At 60.1% G+C, this 12,446-nt stretch carries 12 protein-coding genes; 5 read left to right on the top strand and 7 right to left on the bottom strand.

Translation table 11 applies throughout. The features are described 5' to 3' along the window. Positions 1-2 precede the first annotated feature (2 nt). Positions 3-2,534 carry a calcium-binding protein gene (locus BZ163_RS14160; RefSeq protein ID WP_128871431.1) on the top strand — a complete coding sequence of 844 codons (2,532 nt, stop codon included), beginning with the start codon at positions 3-5 and terminating at the stop codon, positions 2,532-2,534. 103 nt (positions 2,535-2,637) lie between these two features. Here BZ163_RS14160 and BZ163_RS14155 read toward each other — a convergent pair whose 3' ends face one another. The 3 genes from BZ163_RS14155 to BZ163_RS14145 are packed head-to-tail and all read right to left on the bottom strand — an operon-like array spanning position 2,638 to position 4,314. Continuing rightward, on the bottom strand, positions 2,638-3,228 hold the full coding sequence (locus tag BZ163_RS14155; RefSeq protein WP_128871430.1) for an LON peptidase substrate-binding domain-containing protein: 591 nt from the start codon (positions 3,226-3,228) through the stop codon (positions 2,638-2,640). A gap of 10 nt (positions 3,229-3,238) precedes the next feature. Then, positions 3,239-3,955 (bottom strand): LrgB family protein, encoded by a 717-nt coding sequence (locus BZ163_RS14150; protein ID WP_128871429.1) that lies wholly within the window; start codon positions 3,953-3,955, stop codon positions 3,239-3,241. Further along, entirely contained in the window at positions 3,952-4,314 is a 363-nt protein-coding gene (locus BZ163_RS14145; RefSeq protein ID WP_128871428.1) for a CidA/LrgA family protein, read from the bottom strand. Before BZ163_RS14145 ends, BZ163_RS14150 begins: the two co-directional genes overlap by 4 nt. A 198-nt stretch (positions 4,315-4,512) precedes the next feature. Here BZ163_RS14145 and BZ163_RS14140 point away from each other — a divergent pair, with 198 nt between their 5' ends. The 3 genes from BZ163_RS14140 to BZ163_RS14130 all read left to right on the top strand — a co-directional run bounded on the left by BZ163_RS14140 (position 4,513) and on the right by BZ163_RS14130 (position 7,468). After that, positions 4,513-4,968, top strand: a complete 456-nt coding sequence (locus BZ163_RS14140; protein WP_128871427.1) for a MaoC family dehydratase — start codon at positions 4,513-4,515, stop codon at positions 4,966-4,968. 112 nt (positions 4,969-5,080) lie between these two features. Next, positions 5,081-6,799 carry a C13 family peptidase gene (locus BZ163_RS14135; RefSeq protein WP_128871426.1) on the top strand — a complete coding sequence of 573 codons (1,719 nt, stop codon included), beginning with the start codon at positions 5,081-5,083 and terminating at the stop codon, positions 6,797-6,799. Between the two features lie 27 nt (positions 6,800-6,826). Beyond that, complete coding sequence (locus BZ163_RS14130) at positions 6,827-7,468, top strand: oxidoreductase (protein WP_128871425.1); 642 nt, start codon at positions 6,827-6,829, stop codon at positions 7,466-7,468. 83 nt (positions 7,469-7,551) lie between these two features. Here BZ163_RS14130 and BZ163_RS14125 read toward each other — a convergent pair whose 3' ends face one another. From BZ163_RS14125 to BZ163_RS14110, 4 genes are all read right to left on the bottom strand, one after another. Beyond that, on the bottom strand, positions 7,552-7,836 hold the full coding sequence (locus BZ163_RS14125; RefSeq protein ID WP_064679974.1) for a YceK/YidQ family lipoprotein: 285 nt from the start codon (positions 7,834-7,836) through the stop codon (positions 7,552-7,554). After that, positions 7,829-8,461 carry a flavin prenyltransferase UbiX gene (ubiX, locus tag BZ163_RS14120; protein ID WP_128871424.1) on the bottom strand — a complete coding sequence of 211 codons (633 nt, stop codon included), beginning with the start codon at positions 8,459-8,461 and terminating at the stop codon, positions 7,829-7,831. Before ubiX ends, BZ163_RS14125 begins: the two co-directional genes overlap by 8 nt. Then, complete coding sequence (gene mpl, locus BZ163_RS14115; protein WP_128871423.1) at positions 8,458-9,807, bottom strand: UDP-N-acetylmuramate:L-alanyl-gamma-D-glutamyl-meso-diaminopimelate ligase; 1,350 nt, start codon at positions 9,805-9,807, stop codon at positions 8,458-8,460. Before mpl ends, ubiX begins: the two co-directional genes overlap by 4 nt. Before the next feature lie 184 nt (positions 9,808-9,991). Beyond that, positions 9,992-11,905 carry a sigma-54-dependent Fis family transcriptional regulator gene (locus tag BZ163_RS14110; protein ID WP_128871422.1) on the bottom strand — a complete coding sequence of 638 codons (1,914 nt, stop codon included), beginning with the start codon at positions 11,903-11,905 and terminating at the stop codon, positions 9,992-9,994. Positions 11,906-12,193: 288 nt separating this feature from the next. Here BZ163_RS14110 and BZ163_RS14105 point away from each other — a divergent pair. After that, positions 12,194-12,446, top strand: a 253-nt coding sequence (locus BZ163_RS14105; protein ID WP_128871421.1) for an aldehyde dehydrogenase family protein, incomplete at its 3' end; no start/stop codon positions are given.

Below are 12,446 nucleotides of genomic sequence, written 5' to 3'. Positions count from 1 at the left end.
GCGTGGCCGGCGCCGGCGTCAGCCTGGTGCTGGGCGCGGTGGCGCAGGCCGGATTCGGAACCCTCGCAGGCGGTCTTGGCCTCGCCGCCGCCGCCGTGCTCATCCTTGGTTCGGAAATCTACCGGGCCGTACGGGTCGTGGATGATATCGATGACTACATAGAACTGACCGCTCACGAACGGTTGCGCTCAGGCTGGTTCGCCTTCACCCGGCAGGAGCTGGATCAGGACGTCATGGATCGCTTCAAGATCGCCAAGGCCTACAGTGACCACACCAAAGAATTGGAAGTGTCCGCAAAGGACTTGCTTGAAGGTGCTTACAAACATTACGTGGAATACGTGATCAACGGCAGCTTCAACATAGAGTTGAAGCCCGTGCAAATCTGGCGCTATCAATGGAACGAGGATGCAGGGGAGCGGCCGTTCGAGCTCGATAAGGTTCCGGTCATCGTTGGCGGGGATGACATCATCGATGCTCGCGATGGGATCGCGCCCAACCTCAAGGGCAGCGTCAAAGGCAGCCCGGGTGAAGACAAAGGTGTTTTATGGCGACTCGGCGATGGCAACGACCAGGTCTTCGGGGTCACGGACCAGCCCAATCTCTTCAGCTATCGGGAGGGCGCCAAGGCACTGACAGGCGGTGACAAGGATGACGGGTTCTACTTCGAAACAACCGAAGAGCAACTGAACCGGCCACTGAAACCTGCACGGACCAGTACTCTTGAGGGGGGCGAGGGTTCGGACACGCTGGCCTTCGAGGGCACCCTCCCCGCCAAGGATACCCGCCATGTCGGTTACGACATCAATCTGCAGACCGGCAAGGTTGCCTTGCGAAACCACGACCCTGCGACAGACGACATCCTGATCGCGCAGGTCAAATCCATCGAAAACATCTCGACCTTGCGACGCGGCTCAAACCGGGTCACCGGGAGCGACATGGCCGATCGGATCTCGGCCAACGGTAACGACCACATCAATGCCGGACCAGGTGATGACAGCATCGCCATCCGCGGGGCGGACTGCCGGGTTGATGGCGGCCCCGGGACGGATCGTTACTACATTGCCGAAACATCTGCCCAGGCAACGATTATCGAAGATGGAGAACAACCGAGCCTCATCGCGTTCGGCTGGCCAATGGAGAGGATTCAACGCTGGCGGATCGTCGACAGCTCGCTGGTCGTCAGCTCGTTGCGCGGCAAGGATGGCGAACTTCCCGAACACGTGTTGACCATCGAGAATGTCTACAAACCTGTCGACGGTCAGCGTCAAGTGAACAATAGCCAGTTGCAATTCAGAACCCGGGACGGTTATGGGCTGGTTCCTCAGCTACCTGCTCATCTGACTGATTCACTCCCTCACGACATCGAATGCACAGTGACCGTCATCGGTGACCGCGCGCCTGCTCCGCAGATCGTCAACAGCGGGGCCGTTGTGATCGCTGAACAGGAATCAAGGCACCACTTTGTTTCACGCGATGGCCGCAGGGTCGATTTTTTTGCGAAAGCCAACACGCCTGAAACATCCAGAACCCTTCACCTTGATTACAAATACGAAGAGATATTGGACATCAAGTACAATTACGAGGTAGAGGCGCACGAAGGTGTTACGGGCGATACATTTCTGAGTTATAGCAACTTCCGTATATGGTTTTATCTTCCATCGAAGATAATCGTTTTCGTGGATTTCATAAGCGAAAACCAACAGAAAAAAACGTCAGCCAACGGTTTTCCAAATATCAAGACTGCCGACATACAGGGCGTGCATGACATCGTGCTGGTTATGCAGGACGGCGAATCCTATCGATTGACCCACCCGTACATTCCCTTTCAAGAGGATGCCGCCGCCCCGGGTTACAAAATACGTTCCGGCGCAGCGTGCCTGAGGCGTCGACACGGCAACTACAGATTTATCCGACCACAACGGATCAAACCCTTCTTGCTCGCAGCCACCCCTCAGAAGATTAACTTTCCATCAGCTTCCCTTGCCGGTATCCATGCGCTGCACGGCCAAGCCTCGTCCTATGATGTGTATCCCGCCAGCAATACAACTTTTAGCCTGTCGACACCAGGCGCCGTGACACAAACCTCCAATGCATCGACCTGGACCATCTACAGTTCAGAACTGACAGAAACCGTAACACGCAACGAAATACAGCTGACGTCGGAAAACCTGCAAGTCGGTAGCGCAGTGATCGAGTTGCCGAGCCTGGACCACCCGGGACCGGTGGAGTCCATCAGCGTGGCGACTTCGTCCGGAAATATCTACTCAGTCGAACTTTTATTTGAAGTGCTGCAACTCTACCTGATCAACGCACAAGGCTACACCAGCGTCGATGCCTTGTTGGCTGACATCCGTGCGCACCAGGAGCGAAACGAACTGGCCGTAAAAGTGAACGTTAACAATATTGGCGTCACATCACGAATTGGCGCCAGGGTGTATTACAACTCGACGAACGATTACTGGGGTATCGATACGGACCTGACGTTGCGCATCAAACCCGAGGATTTGATCATAGAACCGGCCCAGAACACTTGACCCCGAAATAACCGACTTGGCAATGCAGACCCGGCGTGACGTTTATCGGCACGCCGGCGCTTGCCTCATTCAGCCGACGGACTGGCTGACCTGAGCCAGCGCCTCATGCAAACAACTCCCCTTGCAACTCATCCAGCAGCGCCTGGATCGCGTCCAGCCGCTGCTGCGGATCGTCAAGTTGAAGCAGGTCAATCTTGTCCAACTCGGCGAATGGCAGCAGATACGCCAACTGATTGGCCAGCGACTGTTGCCCGGTCGCTTCGTTGCCCATGTTCAGCGCTTCGACCATCGGGTGTTCCGCCAGAGCCTTGAGCAGCGCAACCAGGTCGGCATCCTCGTCCTGGAGCGGTTGTTCGGGTTCGTCTTCCAGCCATTCGACCTCGGCGACAATCAACTGATCGCGCTGCACTTCGGTGCGCACAACGTGGAAACGCCGCCCGCCCTGCACCCGAATGCCCAGCAAACCATTGTCCTGCTGCTTGAAATCGGTGATCAGCGCTTCGCACCCGACCAGCGCATAGCCCGCCGGAGCGATGCCGACTTCTTCGCCATCGAGAATGCACACCACGCCGAAGCCGCCGCCCTGTTTCATGCAGCGGCCAATCATGTCCAGGTAGCGCGCCTCGAAAATCTGCAAGTCGAGGATGCAGCCAGGAAACAGCACCGTGTTCAGCGGAAAAAGCGGCAAGCTCATAGACATTTCCTTACACCACCATCGACACCGCCAACGGCAGGAACACCGCCGTGGCCACGCCCATCAGACTCATCGCCAGCGCCGCGAAAGCGCCGCACTCTTCACTTTCCTGCATCGCCACCGCCGTGCCGACCGCGTGGGCGGTCATCCCCAGAGCCATGCCGCGGGCTTCGGGACTGTGGACGCCGAGCAGGGTCAAAAGACTCGGCCCGAAAATCGCACCGATCACCCCGGTGATCAACACGAACACCGCCGCCAACGCCGCGACGCCACCGATCTGCTCGGCCACCAGCATGGCAATCGGCGAGGTCACCGACTTGGGTGCCATGGTCATCAGGATCATGTGTTCGGCGCCAAACCACCAGCCCAGCAACACGCCCATACCTGTGGCGACCACGCCACCTATCACCAGCGTAGTAAATATCGGCCAGAACAACTGCCGAATCCGTCGCAGATTGAGGTAAAGCGGCACAGCCAGTGCGACTGTTGCGGGGCCGAGCAGGATGCTGAGGATCTCGGTGCTCTTGCGGTATTCGGCGTAGGTCAGGCCGCAACCCACCAGCACACCGATCACCAGCAGCATGGACACCAGCACCGGCTGCAGAAAGATCCAGCGGGTTTTCTCGAACGCCGCCAGCACCAGTTGATAGGCGCCCAGGGTCACGCCAATGCCGAACAACGGATGATGAATCACCGACGTCCAGGCCCCGTGCCAGTCGAAGATCATTGGCCATCCTCGTGCGGAGCGTGACGCTTGATCATGCGTTGCATCAAGACACCGGCAAACGCCAGGGACAGCACCAGCGACAGCACCAGCGCGCCGACGATGGCCCAGAAATCCGCCGCGATATCGGCGGCGTACACCATCACGCCCACGGCCGGCGGCACCAGCAGCAACGGCAGGTAACGCAGCAGACTGCTGGCCGCCAGGTTCAACGGCTCACCCACCTGGCCACGACTGATCAAAAACACCAGCAACAGCAGCAGGCCGATGATCGGCCCCGGCAGCACCGGCACAAACAAATGGTTGAGGGCGGTGCCGAGCAATTGGAACAGCACCAGCCAGGTCAGGCCACGTAACAACATCCTTCATCTCCCGCAAAACCCGTCACCCGCAGTGACGGGTCGAACATTATAAGCATGCCGACGCTATGGATCGGCATTCGCAAATAGCATGGACAGTTGACCGGAGCCATTTGCCATGTTGATCTAAAGTGGTAATCCGGGAGGTCAAATCCCCCCACCTCAAAAACTATAAAACCGATGAACCCAAGGAGAGTCTCAATGCCCTATGTTCCCGTTGCAGAGCTCAAAGATTATGTCGGCAAGGAACTCGGACGTTCCGAATGGCTCACCATCGATCAGGCGCGTATCAACCTGTTCGCCGAAGCCACTGGGGACTACCAGTTCATCCATGTCGACCCGGTCAAAGCCGCGCAAACGCCATTTGGCAGCACCATTGCACACGGTTTCCTGTCACTGTCGTTGATCCCCAAGCTGATGGAAGACATCCTTGTCATGCCTGAAGGCTTGAAAATGGTGGTCAACTACGGCCTCGACAGCGTGCGTTTCATTCAGCCGGTCAAGGTCGACTCGAAAGTGCGACTCAAGGTCGAGCTGACCGAAGTCACCGAGAAAAAACCCGGCCAATGGCTGCTCAAGGCCACCGCCACCCTGGAAATCGAAGGCTCGGAAAAACCGGCGTATATCGCTGAACCCCTGTCCCTCTGCTTCGTGTAACCCATCCCGGAAGCGAAGCAGCTCATGCTGTTTCGCGCCCTCTCCTTTCTCCTGGCTATATAAGGGCACAGAGCTGCGGCATACTCGGTCGCCTAATTGCCCGGATCCCGCTATGCGCTCACTAGCACTCCTTGCCCTGACCCTGTTGCTCACCGCTTGCGGCGATGGCGAATCACTGTTGCCTCCCGACGCCCGCCTGCCGGATGGCGGTCGCTATCGCGGCGATCTGGTCAATGGCTTGCTGCAAGGCCAGGGCCGCGTCGATTATCCGAACGGCAGCTGGTATGCCGGCGGGTTCGACCAGGGCCAATGGCATGGCCAGGGCGAATGGCACGGCAGTAACGGCGAAGTCTATCGCGGGTCCTTCAATCAGGGGCTGTTCGACGGCAAGGGGCAACTGAGCACCAGCGGCAGCAGCTATTCCGGCGGCTTCAAAGGCGGGCGCCGGGACGGTGAAGGTACCCTCAAAGAAAACGGCATGACTTATCGCGGGGAATTCAAGGCCGATCAATACTCCGGGCTCGGGCGTCTAGAGCTCGAAGACGGCAGCTCGTATCAGGGCCAGTTCGCCCACGGCAAACCCAATGGCGAAGGCCAGCGTGGCGATGCCAGCGGCAATCAGTTCACCGGCCATTTCGTCGACGGCCAGCTGGAAGGCAACGGGACCTTCAATAGTGCCGATGGCGACATCTACGTCGGTGGTTTCAAGAACAATCAACTGCACGGCAAGGGCCGCTACGAGAACGCCGACGGCGATGTCTGGCTCGGCCTGTTCAAGGAAGGTTCGCTCAATGGCAAGGGCGAGATGATCGGCGCCGACGGCAGCCACTATATCGGCCATTTCAACGACTGGCGTTTTACCGGCCAAGGCCGATTGAACCTGCCCGATGGCAGCTTCTATATCGGCCAGTTCGACGTCGACAATTACAACGGCCACGGCACACTGGTGCTGACCGATGGCACGGTGCAGAGCGGTACATGGGTCAACGGCCAGCGCGTGCGCGATGCCGGCGGCAAGTTACTGCCCGACCCGCTCGAGCTCGGCTTGCTGGCCCAGGGCCGCCTGCTCGACGACGCGCTGGCCAACATACCGGCCTCGACCCCGGCGATCGAGCTGTACACCCTGACGCTCGGCGGTGACGGCAAGCAAAGCGTGTTCCTGCGCGAGTCCGATTACGTCAGCAACATGCTCGCCAGCCGCTTCGGTGCCTTTGGCCAGATCCGCCTGGTCAACCATCGCGACCACCTTGTGGACCGGCCGATGGCTACCCGGGAAAACCTGCGCCGCGCCGCCCTGACGCTGGCCGAGCGCAGCGGCCCGGAAGATCTGATTTTCCTTTACCTGACCAGCCACGGCACCAGCGAGCATGAACTGGTGCTCGACCAGCCGCGCATGGAGCTGTCCGACCTGCCGGCCGATGAACTCGCTGCCGTCCTGGCACCGCTGAAAAATCGCGACAAGATCATCGTGATTTCGTCCTGCTACTCCGGCGGCTTCATCCCGGCCCTGAAAGACGAACGCACCCTGATCATGACGGCCTCGCGAGCCGACCGGGTGTCTTTCGGTTGCTCTGAACAAGCCAACTTCACTTACTTTGGCGATGCCTTGTTTGCCCAGGCGCTGAACCAGACCGACGACCTGGAACACGCCTTCAAGCTGGCCAGCGCCACCGTGGTCGAGCGCGAACTGGCAGACAGCTTCGAGGCGTCCGAGCCGCAGATCTGGGCCCCCAAAACCGTGCTCTCGCACTGGCAACTGCTGCGCAAACAGCAAGCACGAAAGGCATTGCAAAGTGCCTCTATCCCCAGCAAGGATGCAAAGAGCAACTAAGCTGAACAGTATCAAGGGAGAAACACTATGTACTTGACGCCTCAGCACGTATTGCTTGCCGGAGCTACCGGTTTGACCGGTGAGCATCTTCTCGACCGTCTGCTCAATGAGCCCACGATTACGCGAGTATTGGCGCCATCACGCCGGCCATTGGCCAAGCACCCTCATCTGGAAAATCCGGTCGGCGACCCGTCGGTGTTTCTGCCGCAATTGAACGGTCGCGTCGACATCGCCTACTGCTGCCTCGGCACCACGATCAAGCAGGCCGGTTCGGAACAGGCGTTTCGCGCGGTGGACCTGGACATGGTGGTGGCGTTCGCCAAACGTGCGCGGGAGATGGGCGCACGGCACCTGATCGTGATCAGTGCCTTGGGGGCCGATCGCAGATCCTCGATTTTCTACAACCGGGTCAAAGGCGAGATGGAATACGCATTGCGCGCGCAGGACTGGCCGCAACTGACCATTTGCCGACCTTCGTTGCTGCTGGGCGAACGCCTTGAACCGCGGATGGCCGAGCAATTCGTTGGGCCCTTGTCCCGCTTGATCCCCGGCAAATATCGCGGCATCGAAGCCTGTCAACTGGCTCGCGCCATGTGGCGGCTGGCGCTGGAAGAACAGGATGGGCTGCGGATTGTCGAGTCGGATGAGTTGCGCAAGTTAGGCAAGTAGTCAGGTGGCGTCTGAAATGACGCCTTCGCTTGTAGGAGCGAGGCTTGCCCGCGAAGGGCGCGACGCCGATCCAAAGCCGAACGCTACAAGCCGCCAGTCGCCTGAAAACTGACTCCTATCACAGTCAACAGCGACAACGGCAACAACAATGTATCAAGCAAGGCGCTGGCCGGCAGGTCGATGCCTGGGTAGGCAGGCGCTTCTGCGCCAAAACGGTCCATGGCGCAGCAACCGCCATTCATGGCATACAAATCCAGTCGAGTCCCCGAGTACACCACCGGCGCCCCCGGCTTGGCGGCATCCAGCGTGCGCACCGTGGCGCAGCCCGCCAGTTGCAACGCCAGCACCATCACCAGCAACTTATTCATCGCTGGTCAGATGGTGCTCGCCCCAACGCGGCAGCATGTCCTGGGGAATGTTCAGCAGGTTGAGAATCCGCGCCACGACGAAGTCGATCAGGTCATCGATCGTTTGCGGCTGATGATAGAAGCCGGGCGATGCCGGCAAAATCGTCACGCCCATGTTCGACAACTTGAGCATGTGCTCCAGATGGATGCTCGAATACGGCGCCTCGCGCGGCACCAGGATCAACTGGCGACGCTCCTTCAGCGTGACGTCGGCAGCACGCTCGATCAGGTTATTGCAGGCTCCCGTCGCAATGGCCGACAAGGTACCGGTGGAACACGGCACCACCACCATTGCCGCCGGCGCGCCGGAGCCCGAAGCCACTGGCGACATCCAGTCTTCCTTGCCGTACACCCGAATCTGCCCGGCGGCCGCGCCGGTGTATTCGGTGAGGAAGGCCTGCATCATTTGCGTCTTGGGTGGCAACGTAACGTCGGTCTCGGTGGCCATCACCAGTTGCGCCGCCTTGGAGATCAGGAAGTGCACCTCGCGGTCCTCGCGAATCAGGCAGTCCAGCAGGCGTAAACCATACTGGGCGCCCGAAGCGCCGGTCATCGCCAACGTGATGCGTTCCGGACCATTGTTCATTGCAGCGCCTCGGCGAGTTTGCCGTGCAGGCCGCCGAAGCCGCCGTTGCTCATGATCACCACGTGGGTGCCGGGCTGGGCCTGGCTCTTCACGCGCTCGATGATACCTTCCAGCGAGTCGCTGACGATCGACGGCACCGTGCACAACGCGGCGGTTGCGCCCAGGTCCCAGCCAAGGTTGGCGGGCGCGTACCAGATCACCTGGTCGGCATCGACCACGCTTTCCGGCAAGCCATCACGGTGAGCGCCGAGCTTCATGGAATTGGAGCGCGGCTCGATGATCGCAATCAACGGCGCGTCGCCGATGCGCTTGCGCAGGCCGTCGAGGGTGGTGGCGATGGCGGTCGGGTGATGCGCGAAGTCGTCGTAAATAGTGATGCCCCTGACTTGCGCGACGATTTCCATCCGTCGCTTCACGCTTTTGAAGGCACTCAGCGCGGCGATGCCCATGGACGGCACGACGCCGACGTGACGGGCCGCCGCTAAAGTTGCCAGCGCGTTGGCCACGTTGTGCTGGCCGGTCATGTCCCACTCGACGACGCCCTGGGCGACGCCTTCGAACATCACTTCGAATGTCGAACCGTCTTCGCTCAGCAACTTGACCTGCCACTGACCGCCAGCACCGGTGGTTTGCACTGGCGTCCAGCAGCCCATTTCAATAACGCGCTGCAAGGCAGGCTCGGTGGTTGGATGAATCACCAGGCCTTCGCTCGGAATTGTCCGCACCAAATGGTGGAACTGCCGCTCGATGGCTGGCAGATCGGGGAAGATATCGGCGTGATCGTACTCAAGGTTGTTCAGAATCGCGGTGCGCGGGCGGTAATGCACGAACTTGGAGCGTTTATCGAAGAAGGCGCTGTCGTATTCGTCGGCTTCGATGACGAAGAAAGGCGTGTCACCCAGGCGCGCCGACACCGAGAAGTTCTGCGGCACGCCGCCGATCAGGAAGCCCGGGCTCATGCCCGCATGCTCCAGCACCCACGCAAGCATGCTGCTGGTGGTGGTCTTGCCGTGAGTACCGGCAACGGCCAGCACCCAGCGACCTTGCAGCACGTGATCCGCCAGCCATTGCGGGCCGGAGACGTAAGGCAGGCCTTTGTTCAGCACGTATTCGACGGCCGGGTTGCCGCGGGACATGGCGTTGCCGACCACCACCAGATCCGGGGCCGGATCGAGCTGCGCCGGGTCGTAGCCTTGGGTCAACTCAATGCCCTGCGCCTCCAGCTGAGTGCTCATCGGCGGATAGACGTTGGCGTCGGAGCCCGTCACGTGATGACCCAGCTCTTTGGCCAGAACCGCCATCGAACCCATGAAAGTGCCGCAGATACCAAGAATATGAATGTGCATAGTCGACCTCGTAAAACATGGCCGCAGGTTAGCGTAGGGTGGGAAAATTCGCACTCAGTGTTTGAAGATCACCGCCGTCTCTGTCGGAGCGAGGCTTGCCCGCGAAGGCCATTACGCGGTTTAACGGATGGACCGCGTTATCGTTTTTCGCGGGCAAGCCTCGCTCCTACAGGGGCGGCGTGGCCTAGCGGGCGATACCGTGTTTACGCAATTTTCTATAGAGGGTATTGCGGCTCACACCCAGCTGTTCCGCCGTGTGGGTCATATGCCAACGTGTCTGCTCCAGCGCATTGAGCAGCGCCAGCCGCTCGGCATCCTCCAGCGGATGCTCGGACGGCGCTTCGACGGCCACCACCTGCGCCGGCCGAGCCTGGCGAATCATCGCAGGCAAATCCTCCAGCCCGATCCGCCCGCCTTCACACAATGCGGCCAACGTACGCAGCACATTGCGCAACTGCCGCACATTCCCCGGCCAGGCAAACCCCAGCAACGCCTGGCGTGCCGGTGCGTCGATGATCACCGTTTCGCCGCCTGCCTCTTCGGCCAGCAAAAAATCGAGCAGCTGGGATTTATCACTGCGCTCGCGCAACGCCGGCAGTGCCACTTCCAGCCCATTGAGCCGGTAATACAAATCCTCGCGGAAGCTGCCGTCCTGTACCCGTTCCAACAGATTGCGGTGAGTGGCACTGATGATTCGGACATTGACCGACTCCGGCTCGCCGCCGATCGGTACCACCTGACGATCTTCCAGCACCCTTAACAGCCGGGTCTGCAAGGCCAGCGGCATGTCACCGATTTCATCGAGAAACAAGGTGCCGCCATCGGCCTGCTGCAACTTGCCGCGCATGCCTTCCTTGCGCGCCCCGGTGAAACTGCCGCCGCGATAGCCAAACAACTCGCTCTCGATCAGGCTTTCGGGAATGGCTGCGCAATTGAGCGCGACGAAGGCTTTTTCGGCCCGTTGACTGGCGTGGTGCACGGCTTTGGCGAAAGCCTCCTTGCCGGACCCGGTTTCGCCGTTGATCAGCACTGGCACGTCACGCTCGAAGACTCGCAGGCACTTGCGAAAATCGTCCTGCAAGGCCGTGTCGCCCAGACAGATCCCGGACAGCCGGGGACGCTCGGCAACCATCGGACTGCGCACCAGCGGCTCCGGAATGCTACGTGGTTGCCCTCGCAGCAAGGCAAACAGGCTCCGCCCGTCACGGGTGCGCAGCGGCCAACTGGCGCTGGCATTGACGCTCGCACGGCCGAGCAGTTCGTCCAGCGAGCAATCGAAAAGCGCCTCGACCGGTTTGCCCAGCAATCCACCGCGAATATGTCCCAACAGGTTCAGTGCGCTCTGGTTGACGGCGCTGATTCGCCCTTCCCCGTCGAATGCCAGCAGTCCTTCGCTGAACAAGCCGACGGATTCGGCCTGAAGATGAAAGCGCAGCAACCATTGATTGTCGAAATACCGCAGGAAATAGCAACTCTCGATCATCTTCGCCGACAGGTTGACCAGGGCCATGGTGTGGAACTGGCTCTGCCGCGAAACTTCATGGCGCGCCGAGGACACGTCGAGCACCGCCAGCAGTTCACCATGAGGATCGAAGACCGGGCTTGCCGAGCAGGTCAGACCTGTATGGCGACCGCGAAAGTGTTCGTCCTGGTGGATGGTCAGGGACTGACGCTCCACCAGGCAAGTGCCGATACCATTGGTGCCTTCACAGGCTTCGCTCCAGTCGGCGCCGAGCCAGAGCCCGGCGCGTTCGAAGATTTTCCGCTCGGCCGGCGCGGTGACGCAGTTGAGAATGACCCCGCGGGCATCGGTGAGCAGCACCGCGTGGCCGGCACCGGAGAGTTGCTGATGCAGGCTGGACATTTCATTGCCGGCAATGTGCAACACCTGCTGCAAGCGTTCGCGACTTTCCAGGAGGCGCCCATGTTCCAGCACCGTCGGGGCCATGGTCAGGGCCGGGTCGAGGTGGTAGTCCTCAAGACAGCGCAGCCAGGAGCGGGCAATGGATGGATCGCTGCCAGGCCCCTGCAGGTGTGATTTTCCCTGAGTGACGGTCAAGACTTGCTGGGCATGGCGACTCAAATGGTTGTCGTGCATTTCTTATTGTTCTCTCCGAGCGGTTTACACCGCCACCGAGCATCCTCCAGCCGAGCTTGCATTGCAATGCTGGCAGGACCACCCGGTCACAAGCTGTGCCATAACCGGTACAAAGTGTCACAGAGGCTGTACCGAAAGCGTCACAGGCTGCGGCCGCCTGTCCGACAAAAATCGCGCAAGGCCTTGATTTCCCTGAGTTGCAGCGCAGTGGCCCGACCTTTGCTCTACGCTTATAACAAGCGCACATGCGCTCTCCCTTATAAGCACAAAAGCCAAGGAGAAATCACCATGCGTTACGCTCACCCCGGTACTGAAGGCGCTATCGTTTCGTTCAAGAGCCAATACGGTAACTACATCGGCGGCGAGTTCGTCGCGCCTGTCAAAGGTCAGTACTTCACCAATACCTCGCCAGTAAATGGCCAACCGATTGCCGAATTCCCGCGCTCCACGGCCGAAGACATCGACAAGGCCCTGGACGCTGCCCACGCGGCTGCCGATGCCTGGGGCGCCACGTCCGTCCAGGCGCGCTCGCTGGTGCTGC

This window comes from Pseudomonas sp. VI4.1 (genome assembly GCF_002029345.1).
GTDB lineage: Bacteria > Pseudomonadota > Gammaproteobacteria > Pseudomonadales > Pseudomonadaceae > Aquipseudomonas.
This window is presented reverse-complemented; position numbering and strand designations above follow the sequence as displayed.